Source organism: Sphingobium wenxiniae (genome assembly GCF_007830065.1).
In the GTDB taxonomy this organism is placed as follows: domain Bacteria; phylum Pseudomonadota; class Alphaproteobacteria; order Sphingomonadales; family Sphingomonadaceae; genus Sphingobium; species Sphingobium wenxiniae.
In genome coordinates this window covers 184295-208033 of the sequence record NZ_VLKK01000005.1, presented here as the reverse complement: position 1 = coordinate 208033, position 23739 = coordinate 184295, and the positions used below count along the sequence as shown (strand labels likewise).

Annotated in this window: 22 protein-coding genes; 18 read left to right on the top strand and 4 right to left on the bottom strand. The window is 62.0% G+C overall.

Translation table 11 applies throughout. The features are described 5' to 3' along the window. Positions 1-232: 232 nt before the first annotated feature. The 5 genes from IQ35_RS09070 (at position 233) to IQ35_RS09050 (ending at position 7368) form a co-directional block, all read left to right on the top strand. Positions 233-2332 (top strand): TonB-dependent receptor, encoded by a 2100-nt coding sequence (locus IQ35_RS09070; RefSeq protein WP_158636631.1) that lies wholly within the window; start codon positions 233-235, stop codon positions 2330-2332. Positions 2333-2404: 72 nt separating this feature from the next. Next, positions 2405-4603: an acyl-CoA dehydrogenase family protein gene (locus IQ35_RS09065; RefSeq protein WP_158636629.1), complete on the top strand. Its 2199-nt coding sequence runs from the start codon at positions 2405-2407 to the stop codon at positions 4601-4603. Positions 4604-4638: 35 nt separating this feature from the next. Continuing rightward, positions 4639-5430, top strand: a complete 792-nt coding sequence (locus tag IQ35_RS09060; RefSeq protein WP_021243263.1) for an enoyl-CoA hydratase/isomerase family protein — start codon at positions 4639-4641, stop codon at positions 5428-5430. A 47-nt stretch (positions 5431-5477) separates the two neighbouring features. Beyond that, a complete protein-coding gene (locus IQ35_RS09055) occupies positions 5478-6776 on the top strand; it encodes an MFS transporter (RefSeq protein ID WP_158636627.1) in 1299 nt (432 codons plus the stop codon). Positions 6777-6864: 88 nt separating this feature from the next. Then, positions 6865-7368, top strand: a complete 504-nt coding sequence (locus tag IQ35_RS09050; protein WP_059140306.1) for a nuclear transport factor 2 family protein — start codon at positions 6865-6867, stop codon at positions 7366-7368. Positions 7369-7400: 32 nt separating this feature from the next. On the opposite strand, the gene IQ35_RS09045 is transcribed toward IQ35_RS09050, so the two are convergent. Next, on the bottom strand, positions 7401-8066 hold the full coding sequence (locus tag IQ35_RS09045; RefSeq protein ID WP_021243267.1) for a TetR/AcrR family transcriptional regulator: 666 nt from the start codon (positions 8064-8066) through the stop codon (positions 7401-7403). A 192-nt stretch (positions 8067-8258) separates the two neighbouring features. On the opposite strand from IQ35_RS09045, the gene IQ35_RS09040 reads away from it, so the two are divergent. From IQ35_RS09040 to IQ35_RS09015, 6 genes are all read left to right on the top strand, one after another. Then, a complete protein-coding gene (locus IQ35_RS09040; RefSeq protein ID WP_021243268.1) occupies positions 8259-8489 on the top strand; it encodes a biotin/lipoyl-containing protein in 231 nt (76 codons plus the stop codon). 142 nt (positions 8490-8631) lie between these two features. Continuing rightward, positions 8632-10830 (top strand): TonB-dependent receptor, encoded by a 2199-nt coding sequence (locus IQ35_RS09035; RefSeq protein ID WP_031290360.1) that lies wholly within the window; start codon positions 8632-8634, stop codon positions 10828-10830. Positions 10831-10866: 36 nt separating this feature from the next. Continuing rightward, positions 10867-12192 (top strand): MFS transporter, encoded by a 1326-nt coding sequence (locus IQ35_RS09030; RefSeq protein WP_158636625.1) that lies wholly within the window; start codon positions 10867-10869, stop codon positions 12190-12192. Next, the gene (locus IQ35_RS09025; protein WP_021243271.1) at positions 12189-12515 is read left to right on the top strand and encodes a DUF4286 family protein; all 327 of its coding nucleotides are present in this window, start codon (positions 12189-12191) and stop codon (positions 12513-12515) included. The genes IQ35_RS09030 and IQ35_RS09025 overlap by 4 nt, the downstream gene beginning before the upstream one ends. 5 nt (positions 12516-12520) lie before the next feature. Next, positions 12521-13930 (top strand): aromatic ring-hydroxylating oxygenase subunit alpha, encoded by a 1410-nt coding sequence (locus IQ35_RS09020; RefSeq protein WP_021243272.1) that lies wholly within the window; start codon positions 12521-12523, stop codon positions 13928-13930. After that, a complete protein-coding gene (locus IQ35_RS09015; RefSeq protein ID WP_311768306.1) occupies positions 13908-14276 on the top strand; it encodes a 2Fe-2S iron-sulfur cluster-binding protein in 369 nt (122 codons plus the stop codon). Before IQ35_RS09020 ends, IQ35_RS09015 begins: the two co-directional genes overlap by 23 nt. Before the next feature lie 56 nt (positions 14277-14332). Here the strand turns inward: IQ35_RS09015 and IQ35_RS09010 are convergent, their stop codons facing one another. Beyond that, entirely contained in the window at positions 14333-15694 is a 1362-nt protein-coding gene (locus tag IQ35_RS09010; protein ID WP_021243274.1) for an aromatic ring-hydroxylating oxygenase subunit alpha, read from the bottom strand. A gap of 215 nt (positions 15695-15909) precedes the next feature. On the opposite strand from IQ35_RS09010, the gene IQ35_RS09005 reads away from it, so the two are divergent. The 4 genes from IQ35_RS09005 to IQ35_RS08990 are packed head-to-tail and all read left to right on the top strand — an operon-like array spanning position 15910 to position 19891. Further along, complete coding sequence (locus IQ35_RS09005) at positions 15910-17610, top strand: FAD-binding protein (protein WP_221442011.1); 1701 nt, start codon at positions 15910-15912, stop codon at positions 17608-17610. 10 nt (positions 17611-17620) lie between these two features. Next, positions 17621-18772, top strand: a complete 1152-nt coding sequence (locus IQ35_RS09000; protein ID WP_145072769.1) for an NADH:flavin oxidoreductase — start codon at positions 17621-17623, stop codon at positions 18770-18772. Positions 18773-18800: 28 nt separating this feature from the next. Beyond that, entirely contained in the window at positions 18801-19259 is a 459-nt protein-coding gene (locus tag IQ35_RS08995; RefSeq protein ID WP_145072766.1) for a nuclear transport factor 2 family protein, read from the top strand. Continuing rightward, complete coding sequence (locus IQ35_RS08990) at positions 19256-19891, top strand: NAD(P)-dependent oxidoreductase (protein ID WP_145072763.1); 636 nt, start codon at positions 19256-19258, stop codon at positions 19889-19891. The genes IQ35_RS08995 and IQ35_RS08990 overlap by 4 nt, the downstream gene beginning before the upstream one ends. A gap of 76 nt (positions 19892-19967) precedes the next feature. Here the strand turns inward: IQ35_RS08990 and purB are convergent, their stop codons facing one another. Further along, the gene (purB, locus tag IQ35_RS08985) at positions 19968-21284 is read right to left on the bottom strand and encodes an adenylosuccinate lyase (protein ID WP_145072761.1); all 1317 of its coding nucleotides are present in this window, start codon (positions 21282-21284) and stop codon (positions 19968-19970) included. A gap of 263 nt (positions 21285-21547) precedes the next feature. Between purB and IQ35_RS08980 the strand changes: the two genes are divergently transcribed. After that, a complete protein-coding gene (locus IQ35_RS08980) occupies positions 21548-21970 on the top strand; it encodes an EF-hand domain-containing protein (RefSeq protein ID WP_021243280.1) in 423 nt (140 codons plus the stop codon). Positions 21971-22296: 326 nt separating this feature from the next. Here the strand turns inward: IQ35_RS08980 and IQ35_RS08975 are convergent, their stop codons facing one another. Then, positions 22297-22494 carry a hypothetical protein gene (locus tag IQ35_RS08975; RefSeq protein ID WP_021243281.1) on the bottom strand — a complete coding sequence of 66 codons (198 nt, stop codon included), beginning with the start codon at positions 22492-22494 and terminating at the stop codon, positions 22297-22299. A 206-nt stretch (positions 22495-22700) separates the two neighbouring features. Between IQ35_RS08975 and IQ35_RS08970 the strand changes: the two genes are divergently transcribed. After that, positions 22701-23057 carry a lipopolysaccharide assembly protein LapA domain-containing protein gene (locus tag IQ35_RS08970; RefSeq protein ID WP_021243282.1) on the top strand — a complete coding sequence of 119 codons (357 nt, stop codon included), beginning with the start codon at positions 22701-22703 and terminating at the stop codon, positions 23055-23057. Further along, a complete protein-coding gene (pyrF, locus tag IQ35_RS08965) occupies positions 23054-23728 on the top strand; it encodes an orotidine-5'-phosphate decarboxylase (protein ID WP_021243283.1) in 675 nt (224 codons plus the stop codon). Before IQ35_RS08970 ends, pyrF begins: the two co-directional genes overlap by 4 nt. The last annotated feature ends 11 nt before the right edge of the window (positions 23729-23739 follow it).

Genomic DNA, 23739 nt, shown 5'->3' with positions numbered 1-23739 from the left:
TGCATCGATGATAGATGCACAAAAGCATACATATTAAATTCTTTATAATATTGATCAAATACCTCTTGATCAATTCATAATTAATATTTCAATACTCTATCACATAATATTTTTATAATAAATCCTCGAGAGGATATTTATGAATGATTCAAGTCATCCGAAATCCGTTCTGTTTGCCGGCGCGTTCCTTGGTTCCTTGATTCTTGCGGCGCCCACGGCAACAGCGCAGGATATGGCGGGCGCTGGCACGCCGCAGGCTGATGCCGGCGCCAGCCAGGACATCATCGTGACCGCGCAGCGGCGCTCGGAAAAACTCCAGGATGTGCCGATTTCCATCACCGCCATTTCCGGCGAGTCCCTGGCTTCGGCGAACATCGGCGGCATCCAGGGGCTTGAGAAGATCGCCGTGGGCACGCAGCTCAGCCGCACCGGCGTTTACCTGCAACCGACCATCCGCGGCATAACGACCTCCGTTGTCGGCATTGGGCAGGAAAACAACGTCGCCATCTATGTCGATGGCTTCTATCAGCCCAATCAGGTGGGCATCAACCTGGACTTTCTGGCGATCGATCAGGTGCAGGTGCTCAAAGGACCGCAGGGCACGCTGTTCGGCCGTAACGCGACCGGCGGCGCGATCCTGATCTCGACGCTGGAACCGTCCTTCACGCCGACCGGCAAAATTCAGGCCAGTTACGGCCGGTTCGACGACAAGCGCGCGCAATTCTACCTCTCGACCGGACTGTCCGACACGGTCGCCGTGGATGTCGCGGGGCTGTATCGCGACAGCAATGGCTGGATTCGCGATATCGACGGATCACACACCAACGAACAGGGTGCGCGCACCTTGCGCGGCAAGCTGCTGTTCAAGCCCAACAACGAGTTGAAGCTGATCGCGGCCCTTTCCTATGACCAGGTCTATGACCCGACGGGCCTGTCCATCACGCCGGTCGGGCGTGTTCTGGCGACATCGATCGATCCCGCCACGCCGCTTGCGCTCAACCGGACCAACCGGACCTCGCTCAATTTCCCGCCACAGACCAAATCGAACAGCTACACAGCTTCACTGCGCGGCGAATATGCTTTCGAGGGCGGACCGACATTGTCCTCCTACACCTACTATAATCGCGAGCGCGATCACATCGTCTACGATATCGATGCATCCAAGCTCTCCCTGTTCGAGCAGGATCTGATCCAGAAGCAACGGACCTTCTCCCAGGAATTCAATCTGGGCGGTTCGAACGGGGCGCTCGATTGGGTGATCGGCGCTTTCTACTATAATACAAAGCAATATCAGGCGCGCAGCGTCACGCTGACGGCACAGACACGCGGCGAACTGCGCACCCGCGCGATCGCCGCCTATGCCGATGCGACCTATCACCTGACGGACAGGCTGGCGCTGACCGGCGGTATCCGCTGGAGCAAGGAACGGCGGGTCTACGCTTTCGCGTCCGGCCCGGTTGCCGGACCGCTGACGACCAATGTGGACGATGTGCCCAAGAGCTGGAGCAGCGTGACGCCGCGCGCCGTCATCCTGTATGAGGTCGCCCCCAACAGCAATGTCTATGCTTCCTACAGCAAGGGTTTCAAAAGCGGCACGTTCAACACCAACGTCGCCTATGTGAACACCGTCGATCCCGAAAAGGTCGACGCCTATGAAATCGGCTTCAAGACGGCCAATCGCGGCGTCCGCTTCGACCTTGCGGGCTATTATTACGATTACAAGGATTTGCAGGTCGCCGCCCTCCAGATCGTGGACGGGCAGCAGCAGTCCCGCCTGGCGAATGCGGCCAAGGCGGAAATCTATGGCGCGGAAGCCCAGCTCGTGCTGCCGGTCAATGATCGTTTCGACCTGCATGGCGGCATTGCCTACACCCATGCCCGCTACAAGTCCTTCCCCGGCGCGCCGGCGCAGCAGCCCAGCCCGTCCACCGGCTTCAACGAGTCCGTATTCGAAAACTGGAGCGGCCGCCGCATCATCCGCGCGCCCGACTGGACCGCCAATCTCAGCGCCGACTATCGTGTCCCGATCGATTATGGCGCGCTGAAGATCGGCGCGAACATGTCCTATTCCAGCAAGTTCACGCCAACGACCGCCGCTTTCACGGTTCCGGGCGACCCCGATTCGGGATACAAGAACCAGCAGGGTTCCTATGCGACGGTCAATCTGTCGTTGGGCTGGACCGATCCGGACGATCATTGGAACATAACCATCTATGGCCGCAATATCACCGACACCCGCTACAAGATCGTCGACACAAGCAATGCCTTTGCCGACTATCGGGTCTTTGGCGAGCCGGCCACCTACGGCGTGACCATCGGCTACACCTTCTGACCCATGGGGGCGGATCGGCAAACGATGCCGGCCCGCTCCCTTTTCTGTCCTTGCCTGATTGACGGACCTGCCATGAAGATTGAAATCTCGGACGACCAACGACTGCTCAAGGAAAGCTTCGAGCGGTTGTTCAAAGCCGAATCGACGCCCGCGCGCATCCGGGCGGCCGAACCCAGGGGGTTCGATCCGGCGCTGTGGCGGGAGCTGGCCGATATGGGCACGCTGACCATGCGCGCGCCCCAAGCCCATGGCGGGGGCGGCTTCAGCCTGCTCGATGCGCAGATCGTCGTCGAGGAAGCAGGCAAGGCGCTGGTTTCCGCGCCGCTGACGGAAGCGATCGTGACCGGACGGCTGCTGGCATGTCTGGATACCGACGAAGCGCGCGCGCTGTTCGATCGGGTGGCGCGTGACGGGGCCATCGTCACGTTCGCGCTGTTCGACGCGGCCGACAAGCCGGAACAAATCGTCCCGGGCGGCGCGGTTGCCGATGTCGTCCTCGCGCTGCGGGGCGAAACGGTGCTGGCACTCGACAGCGGGCGGCAAGAGGCATTTCTCGAAAATCTGGCCGACCTGCCCATCGCCCGCTGGCAAATGGACGGTGGAGCAACGGTGGCGAGCGGCGCAGCGGCCCGGACGGAATTTCTCGCCGCACTGGAGGAATGGAAGCTGCTGACAGCGGCAGAGCTTAACGGCATGGCGCGGCGATCCGTGGAAATCGCAGCCGCCTATGCATGCGAGCGCATCCAGTTCGGAAAGCCGATCGGCGCCAACCAGGGCATTGCCCATCCGCTGGCCGACCTCATCATGGACATTGACGGTGCTCAACTGCTCAACTGGTGGGCCGCGGCCCGCGTGGCCGAGGGCGCGGCAGATGCGGCCGCAAGCGTTTCCATGAGTTTCTGGTGGGCGGCGAACACATCCGGCCGGGCCGTCGAGCGCGCGCTCCACACCCATGGCGGCTATGGCCTGTCGGTCGAATATGATGTGCAGCTTTACCACCGCCGCGCCAAGGCGCGCGCGCTGTTGCTGGGCGATCCGACCGACGAGCTGCTCAATGTCGGCCGCCGCCTGTGGCTGGGAGACGCGCCGCGCCTGCCCGATGCCGGCGAAATGACACTCGACTTCAGCTTCGGCGCCGAGGCCGAGGCGCTGGCGGCGGAAACCGACGCGTTCTTCCGCGCCAATTTGACGCCGGAACTGGCGGCGCAGGCGCATTTCTCGTTCGAGGGTCATGATTGGGACTTTCACGCCAGGCTGGGGGCCGAGCGCCTGCTGTTCCCGGCATGGCCGAAGGAATATGGCGGCCGGGCTGCCGATCCTTATGCGGCCTCGCGATCGGCGGCCATATGGGACGCTTATGACTGGGGCCGCGTCGGCACTGGCGTCACCGACATGGTCGGCCACATGATCATCTGGTTTGGCCACGCGGACACCAAGGCGGAGGTTCTCCCCCGCCTGGCGAGCGGAAAGGCGATGTGCAGCCTGGGCTATAGCGAGCCTGGCTCGGGCTCCGACGTTTTCGCGGCACGCACGCGCGCCGTGCGCGACGGCGACGAATGGGTCATCAACGGGCAGAAGATGTTCACCAGCGGCGCCGAACTCGCCAGCTATATCTTCCTGCTCTGCCGTACCGATCCCGATGCCCCCAAGCACCAGGGCATCACCATGTTCCTGGTCCCGACCGACATGCCGGGGATCGAGATCCGGCCGATCTTCACCTTTCAGGACGAACGCACCAACACAACCTTCTATACCGACGTGCGCATTCCCGACCGCTATCGCGTGGGTGAGGTCAATGGCGGAACGGCGGTGCTGGGGGCAGCGCTTCGGCTCGAACAGGGCGGCGGTTCCTATGTTCCGGTGCAGGACAAGATGCTGGGCCAGGCCGTCGACTGGGCACGCACGACGACGCGGGGCGATCGTCCCGCCATCGAGGATATGATCGTTCTCTCCCGCCTGTCACGCGTGGCGGTGCATAATGCGATAACCGACCTATTATACCGCCGAAGCCTGTGGACGCGGGCGGAAGGAAAACCCGACCTGGCCTATGGACCTATGTCGAAGGTGTTCGCCGTGGAGAGCTATAATCGGGATTCCACCGATCTACTGGATCTCACCGCCCCGGACTCCATCCTTCGGCGTCCTGGGCTGCCGGGCCTTATCGAACGCGATCATCGCCGTTCGACCGCGAGCACCATCTATGCCGGCGCCAGCGAAGTGCTGCGCAGCATGATCGGTGAAAAGGCCCTGGGACTGCCGCGTAATCGCTGACCGGCGGTCGCATGGGATTGAAGGAAAGGAAGATTATGGCTGAACCCGCGGTGTTGAGATCGGAACGCGAAGGCATTTTGGAACTGGTGCTGAACCGGCCCGAAAAGCTCAATGCCCTCAACCAGGAAACGCTCGACACCATCCGCGCGGCAGTCGAGGACTTGCGCCTGCGCGACGATCTGCGGGTGATGCTCATCCGGGCGACCGGCCGTTATTTCTCCGCCGGCGCCGACCTTACCGCCTTCAACGACAATCCGTCCGGCAAGAGCGGGCTGAAAACGCGTAGCTGGTTCCGCCGCGAAATGGGCGGGATGCAGACGCTCTGGCAGGAAATGGAACTGGTGGAAAAGCCGATCGTGGCCGCGCACCAGGCCATGTGCGTGGGCGGCGGGCTGGAAATGTCGCTATCCTGCGATTTCCGCCTTGCAGCCGCGAGCGCGGGCTACTGGTTTCCTGAAATGAAGATGGCGATGGTGCCTGCCTCCGGCGGCATCAGCCGCCTGACCCGCATTTGCGGCCTGCATTGGGCAAAATGGATGGTGCTGGCCAATCAGAAGGTGGACGCGCAGCGCGCGCTGACCATGGGCCTCGTCCATGAGGTCTATCCCGACGAGACGTTCGAGGAAGAGGTCTGGGCCTTCTGCCGCCTGCTTGCGAGCTACCCGCCGGAAGTGACGGCCATTGCGAAAATGTCGATCGAAATGGCGGCCGACCTCGATTCCGCCAATGCCCGCCAGCTCGAACGGCTCGTCTATTCGAACCTCATGAGCGGCGACGAGCAGGCTGCGATGCGCAAGCAGCACCATCAAAATATCCTCAAATCATAAGAAACGGACAGACGATGCACATGCAAGCGGGCGCAAAGCCCGGAATTATGCCGTCGACAGGCCGCGCCTGGCTCAGCGTCGCCATTCTGCTCCTGATCGCCATTTTCTCCTATCTTGACCGGCTGATCGTCTCGCTGCTGGTGGAACCGATCCGCCTCAGTCTTCATGCCACGGATTTCCAGATGGGCCTGCTTCAGGGCATTGCCTTCGGCCTGTTCTACGCCCTTTTCGGCATTCCCATCGGCTGGCTGGTCGACCGCTATTCGCGGCGGGGGATCATCTATGTGGGCATGACGCTCTGGTCCTTCGCCGCCGCCATGTGCGGCATGGCGCAAACCTACGGCCATCTGCTGATCGCCCGCTTTGGCGTGGGCGTGGGCGAAGCGTCGCTCTCGCCGGCGGCCTACTCCATCATTTCCGATCTCTTCCCGCCGCGCAGGCTGGCCCTGGCGCTCGGTGTTTTTGCCACCGGGGCGGCGCTGGGAGGCGCTCTTGCCTATATTGTGGGCGGCGCCGTGATCCAGTATTTCGAAAATATCGGGACCATCGCCTTCCCCGTCGTAGGGCAGTTGGAGCCTTGGCAGATGGTCTTCGTCGTCACCGGCCTCCCCGGCATCTTCGTGGCCATGCTGGTCTTTTTCGTGCCGGAACCGGTGCGGCGGCAGTCGCCCGTGCTGGCGCCCGGCGCGGACGCGGGTGTCATACCTTTCCTGCTCGCCAATCGCCGCTATTTCATATGTCATTTCCTTGCCTTCGGTCTGATCGCCGTGGTGGCCTACGGCACCGCCGCCTGGATGCCCGCGATGCTGATGCGCCGTTATGGCATGGGCCCCGCCGAAGTCGGCATACTCCTTGGCCTCGTCAATATAGGCGCCGGAATCCCCGGCTTCATATTGCCGGGCTGGATCGTCGATCGCTGGTTCGCCGCAGGCACGCGCGATGCCCATTTGCGCTACTTTGTCTTTGCGACGTTGCTGGCCGCCGCGCTGGCCGTCGTCGCCTTCCAGATCGCGGACTCGCTTTGGCTGCTGGTGCCGGCGTTGGCGGGCATCCATTTCCTGCATCCCTTTACCGGACCGTCCGTCGCGCATCTGCAACTGGCGACGCCGAACCGCTTCAGGGGCCGGGTGTCGGCCTTGTTCGTGCTGATCTTCAACCTCATGGGCATGTGCCTGGGGCCGCCATCGGTAGCGTTCCTCACGGACTTCGTCTTCCACGATCCGATGCGGGTGAACACGTCCATCATGATGGTGTCGGTCGTGGCGCTGTGCCTGTCGTCGGTCTTGCTGATGATTGGCCTCGCGCCTGCCCGGCGGATCGTTCAGGCTACGGAGATTGCGGCATGAACGGGGATTGGGCGGGCAGATTCCGGGACGTGCCCGGCGCCGTCACGGGCAAGGCCGGCGATCCGCAGCCGGAAAGAAGGAAATGAAGATGACTCCCATCGAACGCCGACTGCTTGACGAACTCCAAATCCAGAAGCTGGCGGCCTCCTACAGCCATGCGACGCTAAAGCTCGATGGCGCGGCGGCGGCGGCCGTCTATACCGAGGACGGCATTCTCTCAGCCTTCTACTATCCCGATATCGTCGGACGCGCCGCCATTGCCGAGGCATTGACCAAGACCCTCGCTCCACTGCAATTCCTTGTCCAGAATTGCGGCGCCGGCATGATCGACATCGAAGGCGACACGGCACGGGCCAGTTGGTCCGTAACCGAGTTGCTGCGATACAAGGACAGCGAGGCCGTGTCCTGCTGCTTTGGCACCTATGAAGATCAATTGGTCAGGACCGGCGAAGGCTGGCGCTTTGCCCGCCGCAGCTTCATCCCCTTCTATCGGGGCAGCATGGCATCGACCGGCAAACTGTATCGCGACCCTGAATTTGCAAACGCCTTTTCGCCCTGGCCCTTTCTGGGGCGTCCGCTCGATCCCGCCTGATTCCGTCCTCTCCTGTCGTCATGCGGGCGAGGTCATTTGATCGGCCCGGGATTACGCAGGACGAGGACCAGCATGTTCGCAAATTCGTCGAACAGCTTTTCCTTTGTCCGCTTGTCCCGCGTGCCCATCGTTACCTGCGTCGCGCGGTCCAGCAGCGGGATCAGCAGCGCGAGCCGCAACTCGATCGATTCCCGATCCAAAGGCGCGAACCGGTCCAAGAACCTGCCCAGTTCCGATACCGTGATCAGCGATGATGGGATGACGTCCGCGGCCAAGTCGCTATCGAGTTCGGTCGCCTCCCAATAGGCAACGCACAGCTTGTGCACACGCATCCACATGCGCGCGTAAACGTCCAGCCACGCGCGCATGGTTGGAAAATCCACCGTCTCGACGTCGTTGAGGCTGCCGACAGCTCCCCTTACCTCAAGCGTCAGCTGCTCCTGGAGCGGCTTAAGCAGTTCATTCTTGCTTGAAAAATGGCGATAAAATGTCGGGGCCGTCGTGCCCGCCATTTCCACGATGCGCTCCACGGTCGTGGCGCGAAAACCATCCGCGGCAAATGAATCCAGCGCTGCCGCGACCAATTTCTCCCGCGTGAATCGCTTGAGTTCGCCGCGCAGTCCGCCAGCGCTGCCTTTCCGGCTGGCAGGCCGTTTTGAATTCGCGTCCTTCCCAACAATTTCCGCGCTTGCCTTCATTCGATCACCTCTGTGATGTTAGTATCATTAACGCAAAGATACCGATTGACCCTATTGGGACATGAGGATTAATTTAGACGCCAAATCATCGCCCTGTCCATGGTCAGTTGGCAGGCAGACGGTGAAAGAACGACGGCAAACAAGAGGAAACCGCCCCTTTCGACGCGGCCGGATAGCACAAGGAGAAGATGAATGGCGACTGAGGTGCTTCTTCCAAAGCTTGGTTTCTCCATGGTGGAAGGGGAACTGGCCGAATGGCTGGTAGCCGACGGGGCGACGGTCGAAGCAGGCGCGCCGCTGTTCACGATGGAAAGCGACAAGTCCACCAACGAGATCGAAAGCCCGGCAAGCGGCACGCTGCGCATCCTGATCAACGCGGGCGAGACCCATCCGGTCGGCACCGTGCTGGGCGTTATCGGCTGACCGGCATGACGCCCTTCAAAGGCGTCCAAAGACAGAGCGGCATGAACCGTCTTCCGGCCATGACCGCGCATGAAAAGAAATAATAAGTCCGATTTCAACGAGAGCTTCCAAACGATGGAAGAAAAAAGGAGGGGTGAGAGATATGCGTGGAGGCAAAATGTTGCTGGCCGCTTCGGCCATGGTCAACGTCATGACGTTCGCCGGGGCCGCCTGGGCCCAGGATAGCACGGCATCGGCGAACGTCGGGCCGCAAGATGCTTCGGTCAATGCCGACATCGTCGTGACGGCGCAGCGCCGATCGGAACTGGCGCGGGATGTTCCCTTGTCGCTGACGGCCCTGAGCGGAGACGCGCTGCGTTCGGCGGGCGTCACGGACACCTATTCCCTTCAAAACCTGACCCCCGGCCTGAAGATGGACCGCGTCGGCAATTTCACATTGCCAGCCATTCGCGGCATCACGACGACGATCACCGGCCCGGCCGCCGATGCGAATGTCGCGATCTATCTCGACGGGGTCTATCAGCCCGCGACCGTCGCCAATACGTTCGACCTTCCCGACGTGGAGCGGGTGGAAGTGCTGAAAGGCCCGCAAGGCACGCTGTTCGGCCGCAACGCGACGGGCGGCGCGATCCAGGTCTTCACCAAGGAACCGTCCTATGAACTGACCGGCGCGGGGACGGTCAGCTACGGCAATTATGACGATTTCATCGCCAAGGGATTCATCAGCGCGCCGCTCGTGGCCGACAAGCTGGCGGTCAGCCTGTCCGGTTTCTATCACAGCAACGACAGCTATTATCACGATATCCGTCCCGATGGCCCGGGGTTGAGCGGCGCCAAAGCCTGGCTGGTCCGGGGCAAGCTGCGCATGGACCTTACCGAACGGCTGAAGGTCATATTGTCCGGCAGCTATTCCGACCGCAGGGAATCGGTCGCCATCTACGGATCGCCGCTCAACGGCAACACCGTCGCCAAGTTGCTCGACCCCAATGCGATCATTCCCACCCGTCCGCTGGACGTCGCCCTCAATGACGACAGCAGGCCGCAGCATGTGAAAGCCTATGAATTGTCGGGCAAGATACAGTGGGAAGGCGATGGCGGGACTCTTACGTCCATCACGGCCTACAACAAGTTCAAGCTGCGCAACGTTCTCGACGCTGACTATGCCTATACGCCCAATGGCGTGGGCGTGAACTATCATGTCAACAGCTATGACAGATATTTCTCCCAGGAACTCAACTACGCGTCGGATCTGGACGGCCCTTTCAACTTTGTCCTGGGCTTCTACTATACCGATGGCGAGGGCGCCTGGTATCCCCTCGGTGTCCAGACGCCTAGCTACGGCGTTTCGATCTATGGACGGCAGGAGGTGAAATCCTATGCCGGCTTCGGCGAACTCTACTACAACATCACCGACAAGCTCTCGGTCATTGGCGGTCTTCGCTATAGCTGGGAAAAGCGTTCGCAGTCCGGCGACCAGTTCCTGGGTTCGGTCAGCGCCCCGGTGCCGGCTCACTTGACCTTCATCGATTCGAAGAAATGGGACAGCTTCACGCCGCGCGCGTCCATCCGCTATGCAATCACGCCGCGCAGCAATGTCTATTTCACTTATAGCCAAGGCTTCAAGAGCGGCGTTTACAACACCAGCAACGTAGCCCAGGCGGATCTCGCCAACCCGGAGAAGGTCAAGGCTTTCGAGGTGGGCTATAAGGGACGCCTCAGCAGCGCGCTGACGATCGATGCGGCGGCGTTCTATTATAAATATGACGATCTTCAGGCGAATATCTTCACCAGCGTCAACGGCGTGCCGCTTTCCTTCGTCCGCAACGCCGCCAACGCCCGCATCTACGGCGCCGAAGTCGATGCGCAATATGTGTTCAGCCCCGCCTTCGACCTTCGCGCGGCCTTGTCCTATCTCGATCCCAAATATCAGGACTTCACCAATGCATCGGTGAACGTGCCCAATGCCCTCAATGCCGGCAACGACACGATCGCCTATGACGCAAGCGGTCAGCAGATGATCCGCGCGCCCAGCTTCACGGCATCGGTGACCGCGAACGGCCATGCCGACGTCGCGGGCGGCAAGCTGGATCTGATGGCGAGCCTTTATTACACCACAAAGGTCTATTTCACCTTCGACCATCGCATCCAACAACCGGGCTATGCCACGGTCGATGCGCGGGCGGCCTGGACGCCGGCGAATAGCGGCCTCACCGTTTCCGTCTACGGCAAGAACCTGACCGACAAGGTCACGCTCGGCGGTACGTTCGTTACCGAAGTGGCGGATGGTGTTTCCTACACCCAGCCGCGTACCTACGGCGTCCAACTCGACTACAGGTTCTAGAGGGAATTACCGATGGCGGCGGGGCGATCATCATCCATGGCGCGGCGAGCGCTGGCGGCAATGATGATCGCCTCCGTCATTTCCCTGCTCGACCGGCAGATCCTCAGCCTGTTGCTGATCCCGATCCGTGCGGATCTCGACATTTCCGACACGCAGGTCTCGCTGCTTCATGGCCTTGCCTTTGCAGCCGTCTATGCCATTGCGGGACTGCCCATCGGTTATGCGGCCGATCGGCTGAATCGCCGCAATATCATCATCATCGGCATCGTCATGTGGAGCCTGATGACGGCTCTTTGCGGCTTTGCCAACAGCTTCTGGGCGCTATTCCTGGCGCGCGTGGGCGTGGGCCTGGGCGAAGCCTGCCTCCACCCGGCCGCCTATTCGTTGATCAGCGACTATTTCCCGAAGGAACGGCGCGGCCGCGCCTATGGCATGTTCGGCGCCGCGGCGACGGTCGGCATCTCCGTATCGCTCTTTGCCGGAGCGGCAGTGATCGGCCTTCTGGGCCAGGACGGCGTGACATTGTGGCCATTGGGCCGTCTTCCCATGTGGAAGGCCGCCTTCCTGATCGCCAGCCTGCCCGGCTTCATCGTTGCCCTGATGCTGTTTTTCATTCGGGAGCCGGAACGGCGGGAAATCGCCGCAGCCCATCACGCCCCCACGGGGCTGGGAGCATTTCTACGGCAGCGGCGCGGCGTCATCGCCCTGGTTTTCGCCGCCTATGGACTGATCAATTTCGCAGGCTATGGCGTTCTGGCCTGGATGGCCACAGCCTATGTGCGTGTTTATGGACTTTCGCTGGCTTCTGCGGGGTTCATGGTCGGTGTCGTCATGCTGTTCGCGTCGATCATCGGCGCTTTCCTCGGCGGCACGCTCGCTGACCGGTGGAATGCGCGCGGCATTGCCGGCGGCCGTTTTCGAGTGGTGGTGCTCAGCGGCGTTGTCGGCGCGTTCGCCTTTGCTGCCTGGTGGGCGATCGACAGCTTCGCCCTTTCGTTCCTATTCGGTGTCATCGCCTTCACCATGCAAGTCGCGTCGACCTCAACCGCGCCCTCGGTGATCGCGGATCTTGCGCCCAACCAGTTCCGCGGACAGCTCTCCGCCCTGTATCTGCTCGTCACGGGCCTGGGCGGCATCGCGGCCGGACCGACAGCCATCGCATTTGTCAGCGACATGGCGTTCGGCTATGATGACGGCCTACGCTGGGCTATCATCATCGTGACCGTGCCCGCGCTGCTCCTCGCCGCCTTGCTGGCCTGGATTTTCCGCGGATATTATTCACGCGCGGTCGCACAGCCGCCGGCCGAAATCCTGAATACAGAACAGATTGGGCTATTTCCGGGAAAGAGGATGAACATATGAAGGACTATTGCTTCGTCGTATTCACGAAACCCGTGGCCGGTCAGGATGCGGAATATAACCGCTGGTACGATACACGCCATGTCCCGGATGTGCTGGCCGTGCCCGGCTTTGTCAGTGCGCGCCGCTATGCGGCGGATGTCGAGGGCGGGCGCCAATATCTCGCGCTGTACGGAATGAAGGCGGATGATCCCGAAGCCGTGCTCGCAGACCTGAGCGCGCGCGCGGGAACAGAGCGTATGCCGATGTCGCCCGCGCTCGACAATGAATCCATCAGCGCCGTCCTCTATGAAGCGCTGGAGCCCCTGGAAGCCGCGAGCGAGTAAATGACATGACCGACAATTTTTCCGGCGATACCAAAACCCATTTCGATCCGGCACAGCCGCCCGAACAGCACGACGCACCCGCGATCGTCCCGCGCATCGTGCTGCCCAAGGACGAAATCCCGCCGCCCCGTACCCTGGTCGACGATGCGTCTGACTGGGTTCCGGCCGTGAAGCCGATCGACATCAAACGCTATACCAGTCCCGAATTTCATCAGGCCGAAATCGAGAAGATGTGGAGCCGGACCTGGCAGTTCGGGGTCTGGAGCGGCGACATCCCCAATGCGGGCGACATTTACGTGTATCGCAATGTCGGCCAATCGGTGATCATCGTGCGCCAGCGTGACGGATCGGTAAAGGCATTCCGCAACAGCTGCCTGCATCGCGGGCGCGAGCTGTGCACCGAAAAGACTCATCAGGAACAGTTGCGCTGTCCCTATCACGCCTTCACCTGGAGCCTGGAGGGCGACCTCAAATGGATTCCGGCCCAGTGGGATTTCCCGCAGATCGACCGTGCCGGCTTCAGCCTGCCCGAAGTGCGCGTGGAAGAATGGAACGGCTTCTTCTTCATCAACATGGATAAGAATGCGCCCAGCCTGCACAGCTATCTGGGCAAGATGGTGGATCAATGGAAGGACTGGGACTGGTCGGACCGCTACCGCTCCGTCACGGTAGAGCGCAAGCTCAACTGCAACTGGAAGGCGGCGATGGACGCCTTCATCGAAACGCTGCACGTCTATTCGTCGCATCCGGAGGCGGCCTTGCTGACGCCGGACACCGCCACGCAATATGACATGTATCCCGACGAACCGCATTTCAGCCGCTTCCATTCCATCGTCGGCTGGGCTTCGGCTAATCTCTCGCCGGAACCCAGCCAGCAGGAGGTGCTGGATTCCTACACATCGGTCTATCTGCCCGAAATGTTCGGCACGCCCGAGGGCGACCTTTCCGAAGGCGAAAGCGCGCGCGAGGCGCTGCGCCGCATCGCCGTGCAGGTCTATCGCGACAGGATGGGCCTCGATGTCAGCCAGATGCCGAATTCCGAACTGCTCGACGGCACGGAATATCTCATCTTCCCGCATTTTCTGATCTGGCCTTCAACGTCGAACCCGCTGGTCTATCGCTTCCGGCCCGGCGAAACGCCCGATAGCTGCCTGTGGGAAACATCCCTCTACCTGAAATATGAAGGGGAGCAGCCCGCCCCCGGCCCGATCGTCAAGCTGGACGTTGGCGAGCCGATGCGGGACATTCCCGAACTGGGCTATGTCGGACCGATCCTGCAACAGGACTGCGACAATCTGGAATTCATCCAGAACGGCATGAAAGCCAGCGGCACCGGCGTCCTGGAAGTCGCGCGCTATCAGGAGGCGCGCATCCGACATTATCACGAGACGATTGATCGCTACCTTGCCAATTGAGGAGAGAGAGGAGGAAGGGTCTTGCGCGGCCATCGTCGTTCGGGTCGAACCCGCTGGAGTGGATATCCCGGTGCCAGCCGGGAAAGCACTGATGGCGTCCGCCCAGAGCGTCGGTATCCGCTGGCCCAATGTCTGCGGCGGTCAGGCGCAGTGCGGCGTGTGCGCGGTGGAGGTTCTGGAGTCGGACATGCCCCTGCCCGTCCCCAGCTTGCGCGAACAACAGATGCTGGATCGGCTGTCGGTCAAGCCCAGGCATGGCGGCACGATGCGCCTGGCCTGCCAGCTTGTCGTTCCGGCATCCGCGCGCGTCAGCAAACCCGGCGTGCGAAAACCGGCCGTCTCCTGAAGCGCGCGGCGTCGGATCTGACGCAATTTCCGGCGCCCGCTTTTGCGCGGGATGCTTTAGGCGCACGAGCCGCCGCCCTCCCCTTCCGACATGAACTCCCTCAACGCCCGGTGGAAGTTGCTGACCGCCTTTTCCTGAACGGGGTTGGTCAGCGCCCCCTTGAAGGCCCGCGACTTCATGCCGCGCTGCACTTCCTTGAGATTGGCGAAGTCCTGTTCGAGCACGCGCCCCCATTTCACCTCGCGATAGTCGGAATAATATTCCCGCTTGAGGCGCGGTTCCTTCCCCGGCGCATAGCGGACCAGCGACCAGACGTCGAAAATGCACTTGTCTGGATCGCGCCCATTGGGACGCGCCCGGTAACAGAGCACGCCATCGACCGAACTGTGGAGATAGACAAGGTTCGGAAAGACATGCCAGTCCTGGAACGAACGCATGATATATTCGGCGTCGATCTTCGGCCAGCCGGCGCCATCCTCCACCGCCGCCGCGATCTGAAATTCACGCAATTTCGCCAGGACCTCGCCCGAAGGCGCACCATCCGGCACTTCAGTCAGCAGCCGTTGCGCCGCTTCATAGGTGCGCGGCGTCACCATGGCGCCCAGTTCCTCATGCATCTCCTTCTGATAGGCGAGGACATATTTGCGCGTATCGGGATCGGCGGGCTTGCTCAGGCGCGAGGAAACCGTGAAGCGCGAGCGCCCGTCGGGCAGCGGCGGATACCAGAAGGCGCTGTGCGGCCCGAAGGCGCCGCTGTTCGAATAATCCTCCAGAAACTCCAGGAATTGGGGATGAGTCTGCTGGACGTGATAGGCTTCGGTAAAGCCCTCCAGCATCACCTTCCAGTTGGTGGGGAATTCCACGGAGCGATACCAGCGGAAACGCAAATTCTCGAACTCGAATCCATCACAGCGTTCGATCACCGGCGCGAGGAAGGTTTCCAGCGGTTCGCAATCGGCATCCATGTTGATGAATACAAAGCCGCCCCAGGTCGCCACCTTGACCGCCTGAAGGCCGATCTCCTCATCGCTGATGCACCCCTGCCAATCATGCCGGTCGACCACCTTGCTATTGCTGCCGTCGAGGTTCCAGCGCCAGCCATGATAGCCGCAGACAAATTCGCGCGCGGTGCCCGACCGGCCGACCAGGCGGCGTCCGCGATGGGGGCAGACATTATGGAAGGCGCGGATTTCACCGTCCTGTCCGCGCGTGACGATAATGCTGTCGTCCACGATGTCGTAGGCGATGTAATTGCCCGCGGCGGGGATTTCCTCTTCCCGGCATGCCACCTGCCATACGCGCGGCCAGAGATACGCCGCTTCGGCGTCGGCAAAGGCCTGGCCAAGATAATGCGCCTTATCGACCACCCCTTCGCGCCTATAGACTTTCGGGTCCAGATCGTCGGGTTCCCGGCTCATGACAATCCCTCTCATATTGGAATTCATTGCTTATGATAAATAGATACTAAAAATTATCCACTTTACAATTGACGCCATTATATATCGGATACATGCTTTGTATTATTATATACTTTGCATGATGATTTATTTCGTGCTTATTTTTAATTCCTACATATGAGATTATTTTCATTCAATTTGCAATATCGGATGCATTGTTCCGCCAAGGACTGCATTTGAAACTATCGAACAGGGCGGAAAGCGTCCGGATTCAGGAGAATGATGTGGCGGGCGACGAGGATTTCGATTTCATCATCATCGGCAGCGGTGCGGCGTCGATCACGGCGGCCCTGGTCGCGAAGGAAGCCGGCGCGCGGCCGCTGATCCTGGAAAAGACGGACAAGGTCGGCGGGTCGACGGCCATGTCGGGCGGCGTCGCCTGGATGCCGGCCAATCCTCTGCAACAGGCTGCCGGCATCGCCGACAGTTATGAGAAGGCGAGAGCCTATCTGGATGCGTGCGCCGGCGACGTCGGCCCCGCATCGTCGCCCGAACGCCGGCACGCCTTTCTCGTCGAGGCGCCCAGGGTCGTCCAGTTCCTCCAGGATCGCGGTATGCAATTCGTCCATGCGGAAGGCTATTCCGACTATCATGAAGGGCAGAAGCCCGGCGGCGTCGCGCGCAGCCGTTCGCTGGTAGGGCAAATCTATGACGCGAGACGCCTGGGCGCATGGCGCGACCGCCTGCGTCGCAACGCCGGCACGCCGCCCATCCTGATGCATGAAGCCGGCGCCCTTGGGCATAATGGCCGCACCTGGAAAAGCCGCCGGACGTTCGTGAAGGTCGGCCTGCGCCTGTTGCGCAACAAGCTGGGCGCCGATCTGGTGGGCAATGGCATGGCCATTCAGGGCCGTCTGCTGGAAATCGCGCTGAACGCCGGCATCCCGATTTGGCTCAACGCCGCGGTCAGGGGCTTCCTGATCGAAGACCGACGCGTCGTGGGAGTGGAGGCCCTAGTCGACGGCGCGCCGCGACGCCTGCGCGCTGAAAAGGGCGTACTGATCAATGCCGGCGGATTCTCGCACAATCTGGAGATGCGCAACGCATATCAGCAGCAACCCATCGGGACCGACTGGACCAACGCCAATCCCGGCGACACCGGGGAGGTGCAGCAGGCGGCGATCGATCTGGGCGCCGACGTCGCGCTGATGGAGCAAAGCTGGTGGGTGTCGGTTTCGATCGCGCCCGATGGCAGCAAGCTCATCCATCCCTTCGACATGTCGAAACCCTATTCGATGCTCGTCGACACGGGCGGCGAACGCTACGTCAACGAATCCACCTCCTATATGGAGGTCGGCATCCAGATGTATGCGCGCGACAAGGTCGTTCCGGCTGTTCCCAGTTGGCTGATCTCCGACAGCCGCCACCGCAACCGCTATATGTGGGCGGGGCGGCCCGCCGGCGAGCCGCCCAGGGAGTGGATCGACAGCGGCTATATGGTCCGCGCCGACACGATTGAGGAACTGGCCTCCAAATGCGGGATTCCGGCGGACAGGCTCAGGCAAACGGTCGATCGTTTCAACGGTTTTGCGGCAAGCGGCTTGGACGAGGATTTCCACCGGGGCGAAAGCGCCTACGACCGCTTTGCCGGCGATCCGACCGTCAAGCCCAATCCCAATCTTGGCCCGATCGAAAAGCCGCCCTTCTACGCGGTGCGGCTCTATCCCGGCGACGTGGGCACCTGCGGCGGCCTGATGACGGACGAGTTTGCGCGCGTCCTGCGCCCGGACGGGTCGGTGATCGAGGGATTATATGCGACCGGCAATTCGACCGCCTCGGTCATGGGCCGTTCCTATCCCGGCGCGGGCGCCAGCATCGGCGCCTCCATGACCTTCGGTTTCATCGCCGCGCGACATGCGACCGGCGCAAATGTCTAGGAGAGAAAAAATGACAACCCTTGCTCCTACGCCCACGGGCCTCGCGAAGCTGTTTTCGCCCATCCGCATCGGCACGCTCAATCTCGCCAACCGCGTGGTCATGGCGCCCATGACCCGCCACTTCGCGCCCGGCGGCGTGGTGACACCGGACGTGGCCGCTTATTATCGCCGCCGCGCGGAGGCTGATGTCGGCCTGATCGTGACCGAAGGCGCCTGGGTCGAGCATCCCGGCGCGTCCAACGACCCCAATATCCCGCGCTTTTATGGCGACGACGCGCTGGCGGGATGGAAGATGGTGCTGGACGAAGTCCATGCGACCGGGGGCAAAATCATCCCCCAGCTCTGGCATATCGGCCTGTACACGGCGGCCCCGGTAGCGGGCATCGAAAAACCGCTTGAGCCGCTGCGCGACGATCAGGTCGGGCCGTCAGGCTATTCGGGCACTATCGGCGTCATGCCGACGCTCCAGGGCAGGCCGATGACCCAGCGGGATGTCGACGACGTCATCGAAGCCTTTGCCAGGGGCGCCAAATCCGCCTTCGACATGGGGTTCGACGGCATCGCGATCCATGGCGCGCACGGTTATCTGATCGATCAGTTCTTCTGGGACGAGACGAACCGGCGCGAAGACAGTTATGGCGGCGACCTGGCCGCGCGCACAGCCTTCGCGACCGAGATGGTCTCGGAGATGCGGCGGCGGACCGCCCCGGACTTCCCTATCATGTTCCGCTTCTCTCAATGGAAGCTACAGAATTACGGGGCCAGGCTCGCCCAGACACCCGAAGCGCTGGAGGCCTTCCTCACGCCGCTTGCCGATGCCGGCATCGACATTTTCGACTGCTCGCAGCGCCGCTTCTGGGAACCGGAGTTCGAGGGCAGCGACCTCAACCTTGCCGGCTGGACAAAGAAGCTGACGGGCAAGCCCACTTCCACCGTCGGCTCGGTCGGTCTGGATCAGGACCTGATGGAAGCGCTGGCCGGCGCGAGCGGAAAACCCGCCAGCATCGAAAAGCTGTTCGACCGCCTGGATCGCGACGAATTCGATCTTGTCGGCGTCGGCCGGGCGCTGCTGGTCGATCCGCAGTGGGCGAGCAAGGCGAAGGCCGACCGGATCGATACCGCCCTGCCCTACACGCCCGGCGCGCTCGGCAAGCTGTATTGAACATAACCACATATATGGGAGACTGAAAATGGCTACTATCCTGGAAACGTCGGTTGAAGCCGACATCCGCGCCATCAGCCGGATCAAGGGCTTGTATTGCGACACCATCGACCGGATCATCCGCGACAAGCAACCGGGCGATGAGGATATCCTCCGCTCGCTGTTCACCGAGGATGCGGTGATCGACTTCACCCTGCTGGACGGCAACGTCCATTCGGGCCGCGATGCGATCATGACGCTGTTTTGCGAAACCATGCCGTCCGTCACGGGGTGGATGTGGCACACCGTCGGCGCCGAGGTGATCGATGTGGAGGGCGACACGGCCAAGGGGCGCTGGACGCTTTACGCCATGGCGCTGCGCCGGACCGACATGAGCAGCCCGCCCTTCATTACTTATGGCCGGTATATGGACGAATTTCGCCGCGAAAATGGCGTGTGGCGGCAAAGCCGGCTGTTCTTCCTGAACGAAACCAAGGCAGCGGCATGAGCGACAAGCGCAACATCCTGCTGATCGGCGCCAGCGGCATGATCGGGTCGCGGATCGCGGTCGAGGCCGCGGCGCGCGGACACGATGTCGTTGGCGTCGCCCGCAATCCGGATCGCGTCCCCGGCGCCGGCACGATCATCCCGGTAAAGGGCGATGTGTACGACGGCGCCGCCCTGGCCGCGCTGGCGAGGGACGCCGATGTGATCGTGAGCGCCGTCAGCCCTAGAGGAGAGGGCGATCCGATGGCACAGGCGCGCTCCACCGCCATGGCTCTGGTCGAAGCCGCCAGCGCATCGGGCAAACGCCTGATCATGGTCGGCGGCGCGGGCAGCCTGTCCCTGCCCGATGGATCTGCACTCATCGACCAACTGCCCGATACCCTGCTGGAGCCGCGCGCCATGCTGGCGGCGCTCGACATCCTGCGCCGCAGCGATGTGGACTGGACCTTCTTCAGCCCTGCGGCGACGATCGAACCGGGCGAGCGCACGACGCATTACCGTCTGGGAACGACCACGCTGATCAGCGATGCCGAAGGGCAAAGCCGGATAAGCGCGGAGGATTATGCTCACGCCTTGGTCGATGAAATCGAAGAGCCGCGCCACATCAGGGCGCAGATGACGATCGGCTACTGATTCGTTCGGGCGGCGGCAACGCTCGGTTCCGAAGGGAAGAGGGTGCCCGGTGCCACCCTCTTTTCGTTGAGGATTTTCAGGCTTCGCCGAACACCCGCTTGAAGATCGTGTCGACCCGGCGGAAGTGGTAGCCAAGGTCGAACTTCTCCTCGATCTGCTCCGCGGTCAGCGCCGCGGATACGTCCGGATCAGCCTTCAGCAATTCCATCAGAGAAAGCCGGCCGTCCGATTCCCACACCTTCATCGCATTGCGCTGGACGTAACGATAGCTGTCCTCGCGGCTCACCCCCGCCTGCGTCAGCGCCAGCAGCACCCGCTGCGAATGGACAAGCCCGCCCATCTTGTCGAGATTCTTCATCATCCGCTCAGGGTAGACGAGCAGTTTGTCGATCACCCCGGTCAGGCGGCCCAACGCGAAATCCAGCGTGATGGTCGCATCCGGCCCGATATAGCGTTCCACCGACGAATGGCTGATGTCCCGCTCGTGCCAGAGCGCCACATTCTCCATCGCGGGCATGGCGTAGCTGCGGACCATGCGGGCAAGGCCGGTCAGGTTCTCCGTCAGCACCGGGTTGCGCTTGTGCGGCATGGCGCTGCTGCCCTTCTGCCCCGGCGAGAAATATTCCTCCGCCTCCAGCACTTCGGTCCGCTGGAGGTGGCGCACTTCCACCGCCAGCCGCTCGATGGACGAAGCGATGACGCCCAGCGTCGCGAAGAACATCGCGTGACGGTCGCGCGGGATGACCTGCGTGGAGACCGGCTCGATAGCAAGGCCCAGCTTCGCCGCGACATGCTCTTCCACGCGCGGATCGATATTGGCGAAGGTGCCGACCGCGCCCGAAATGGCGCAGGTGGCGACTTCTTCCCGCGCCGCGATCAGCCGCGCCTTGCAGCGGGAGAACTCCGCATAGGCTTCCGCCATCTTGAGACCGAAAGTCACAGGCTCCGCATGGATGCCATGGCTGCGGCCGATGGTCGGGGTCAGCTTATGTTCGAAGGCGCGGCGCTTGACGACCTCCAGCAGCTTGTCGAGATCGTCGATCAAAATATCCGCCGCCCGCGAAAGCTGCACCGCAAGGCAGGTGTCCAGCACGTCGCTCGACGTCATTCCCTGGTGCATGAAGCGCGCTTCGTCGCCCACCTGCTCCGCGACCCAGGTGAGGAAGGCGATGACGTCATGCTTGGTGACGGCCTCGATCGCGTCGATCGCGGGCACGTCGATGGCGGGGTTGATCGCCCACCAGTCCCACAGCGCCTTGGCCGCCGATTTGGGCACCACGCCAAGGTCGCCCAGCGCTTCGGTAGCGTGCGCCTCGATCTCGAACCAGATGCGGAAGCGGGCTTCCGGTTCCCAGAGAGCGGTCATGTGCGGGCGGGCGTAGCGAGGGACCATGGCGAATCCTGCATGATGGATGAAGGGTTGCCGCGCCGCCTAGCAGCGTCCGTTTCCAAGAGCAAATCGGCAGACGGCGGATCGAAATCCGCATCCATTCACCGCAATTACGATAGAATTTACAGCCGAAATGACCAGCTTGCAAAGACAGATGGAAGATCATGAACGACCATTCAGGAACCTAGTCGAGTATTGGGATATTACTCGGTCAAACCCTCGATGAGAACGAATTCATCGAGAGAATGATAATTCAGGAGACCAATATGCTACGTACACTTCTTTTCTCGACCGCTCTCGCCATTACCGCCCCTGCGGTCGCGCAGGAAGCCACGGCGCCCCAGCAGGGCACGACGCCGGCCGCTCCCCAAGCGGCGACCCCCGCCCAGCCCGGCGCGGCCGCGCAACCGGAAGCCGCGCCTTCCGGCCAGGCGAACACGGTCGCATCCATCGTGGAAAGCGAATTTCCCGCCTATGACACCAACAAGGACGGGCAGCTCGACAAGGCGGAATTTTCCAAGTGGATGGTCGCGCTGAAGGATCAGGAAATGAAAGCGACCGGAAAGACGCTGGCGCCCGCGGAGGTGACGGCCTGGGCTGACGGCGCCTTCACCACCGCGGATACGGACAAGAGCGCATCGGTCAGCAAGCCGGAACTCGTCGCCTTCCTCAGCGGCAGCGCGGGCTGACCCGACCGACAGGCAGTCCTGTCACGAAGCAGGAACGAAATTCCCAAGGGTCGCATCGAGGCGGCGCGAGCGAAAGGCCGCGCCGCTTTTTTTTGCGATTATGGAGCTTGCAGACCTCGTTGTGCGATGGCGGCCAGGAGCGGACGTTCAATGCCCGGCATCCCAGCGAAAGCTGGGATCTCCCTTGAGCTGGGTCGTGCCTACGAAGAGAGACGCCAGCTTTCGCTGGCATGACGAGTGGGGAATGGCAGCAAACCACCCATTGCCGCCATCCGGCAAGGTTTGAAAATCACCCAATCGCCCTTTCCTACCGGAAGCCGGAAAGGTCAGGTCCGCTTCTTGTTCGCATAGAGCAGCGCCGCGACGATCGCGGCTGAGCCTATGCCTGCGGCGGTTCCCACCCAGACACCCTTGCCGCCACCCTTGCGCGGCGGCGCCTTTCCGGCGGGAGGATTGATTGACGCGCCTTTCTCCTCAACGGCTTGGGGCGCAGTTTCTGGCGAATTGTCCTGGGTCTTGCTCATGATGCCCCCATGCTAAGCAACAAAGGCATCGGGGGGAAGAGGTCAAAACGTCCGACATGGGGCGATGCCGCCGTAATTTGGCGGCATCCGCGCAAAAGCGCAACCATGCCTCCGGCGTAACGATGCCGCTTTACCGGACGAGACGCTTCCGCCTTCCGACAAAATCGCCTAAGCTGAGCCCCGGATCAGCAGCCAAAGGACCGCCGATGCAATTTCTACGCACCGCCTTCTGGGTCGTCGTCGCCGTCACCCTCGCCTTCTTCTGCATGGCGAATTATGTGCCGGTCACGGTCCGGCTGTGGGGTGATCTGGTGATGGAAACCAAATTGCCCGTATTGCTGATCGGCGCATTCCTGCTGGGGGCGGGGCCTTTCTGGATCATGGCGCGTGCGACCCGCTGGCGCATGAAGCGCAGGCTGGAAAGCACGGAACGCGCGCTCGCGGCCGTCACCGCCGCCGCCACACCGACATCTTCCCCGGCTTCTCCCCTGCCCGCGCCGCAGACCGATGAGGCGGCGCTGTCCGCAGCCCCTTCTCCCCTCCATACAACAGGAACAGCATGAGCAGCCCGATCTATGTCGCCATCGACACGCCCAACCTTGAAAAGGCGCAGGCATTAGCGGGGCAGGTGCGCCATCATGTCGGCGGATTGAAGCTGGGGCTGGAATTCTTCTGCGCCAACGGCCATCACGGCGTGCATGAGATGATGAAATTCGGCCTGCCGATCTTCCTCGACCTGAAATTGCACGACATTCCCAATACCGTGGCGAAGGCCGTCCAGGCGCTGCATATGCTGGAGCCGGCGATCCTCACGGTTCATGCGGCCGGCGGCCGGGCCATGCTGGAAGACGCCAAGGCAGCGGCCGGCGTCAACACCAGGGTCGTGGCCGTCACGGTCCTGACCAGCCTCGACGACGGCGACCTGCTCGACATCGGCGTGGGCGGCAAGACGGAGGATCAGGTGGCGCGCCTCGCCGATCTGGCGCGCAGCGCGGGCCTCGACGGCATCGTTTGTTCAGGCGCGGAAGTGGCCCTTGCCAAGCAGGCATGGCCCGAAGGCTTTTTCGTGGTGCCCGGCGTCAGGCCCGCCGGGGGAGCGATGGGCGATCAGAAGCGCGCCGTCACGCCCCGCGAAGCATTGGATCGCGGCGCATCGATCCTCGTCGTGGGCCGCCCGATCAGCCTTGCCGAAGATCCGGACATGGCCGCGCGGGAAATCGAAGCGACGCTGTAAGGAACCGCCGG

Bases quoted from the DNA above. Each gene is read 5' to 3' on its own strand.
- IQ35_RS08990 (WP_145072763.1), top strand. From the start codon at position 19,256: ATGAGCGACAAGCGCAACATCCTGCTGATCGGCGCCAGCGGCATGATC.
- IQ35_RS08975 (WP_021243281.1), bottom strand. From the start codon at position 22,494: ATGAGCAAGACCCAGGACAATTCGCCAGAAACTGCGCCCCAAGCCGTT.
- IQ35_RS09025 (WP_021243271.1), top strand. From the start codon at position 12,189: ATGAAGGACTATTGCTTCGTCGTATTCACGAAACCCGTGGCCGGTCAG.
- IQ35_RS09050 (WP_059140306.1), top strand. From the start codon at position 6,865: ATGACTCCCATCGAACGCCGACTGCTTGACGAACTCCAAATCCAGAAG.
- IQ35_RS09060 (WP_021243263.1), top strand. From the start codon at position 4,639: ATGGCTGAACCCGCGGTGTTGAGATCGGAACGCGAAGGCATTTTGGAA.
- IQ35_RS09040 (WP_021243268.1), top strand. From the start codon at position 8,259: ATGGCGACTGAGGTGCTTCTTCCAAAGCTTGGTTTCTCCATGGTGGAA.
- IQ35_RS08995 (WP_145072766.1), top strand. From the start codon at position 18,801: ATGGCTACTATCCTGGAAACGTCGGTTGAAGCCGACATCCGCGCCATC.
- IQ35_RS08980 (WP_021243280.1), top strand. From the start codon at position 21,548: ATGCTACGTACACTTCTTTTCTCGACCGCTCTCGCCATTACCGCCCCT.
- IQ35_RS09055 (WP_158636627.1), top strand. From the start codon at position 5,478: ATGCCGTCGACAGGCCGCGCCTGGCTCAGCGTCGCCATTCTGCTCCTG.
- IQ35_RS09070 (WP_158636631.1), top strand. From the start codon at position 233: ATGGCGGGCGCTGGCACGCCGCAGGCTGATGCCGGCGCCAGCCAGGAC.
- purB (WP_145072761.1), bottom strand. From the start codon at position 21,284: ATGGTCCCTCGCTACGCCCGCCCGCACATGACCGCTCTCTGGGAACCG.
- IQ35_RS09065 (WP_158636629.1), top strand. From the start codon at position 2,405: ATGAAGATTGAAATCTCGGACGACCAACGACTGCTCAAGGAAAGCTTC.
- IQ35_RS09035 (WP_031290360.1), top strand. From the start codon at position 8,632: ATGCGTGGAGGCAAAATGTTGCTGGCCGCTTCGGCCATGGTCAACGTC.
- pyrF (WP_021243283.1), top strand. From the start codon at position 23,054: ATGAGCAGCCCGATCTATGTCGCCATCGACACGCCCAACCTTGAAAAG.
- IQ35_RS09000 (WP_145072769.1), top strand. From the start codon at position 17,621: ATGACAACCCTTGCTCCTACGCCCACGGGCCTCGCGAAGCTGTTTTCG.
- IQ35_RS09030 (WP_158636625.1), top strand. From the start codon at position 10,867: ATGGCGCGGCGAGCGCTGGCGGCAATGATGATCGCCTCCGTCATTTCC.
- IQ35_RS09010 (WP_021243274.1), bottom strand. From the start codon at position 15,694: ATGAGCCGGGAACCCGACGATCTGGACCCGAAAGTCTATAGGCGCGAA.
- IQ35_RS09020 (WP_021243272.1), top strand. From the start codon at position 12,521: ATGACCGACAATTTTTCCGGCGATACCAAAACCCATTTCGATCCGGCA.
- IQ35_RS08970 (WP_021243282.1), top strand. From the start codon at position 22,701: ATGCAATTTCTACGCACCGCCTTCTGGGTCGTCGTCGCCGTCACCCTC.
- IQ35_RS09045 (WP_021243267.1), bottom strand. From the start codon at position 8,066: ATGAAGGCAAGCGCGGAAATTGTTGGGAAGGACGCGAATTCAAAACGG.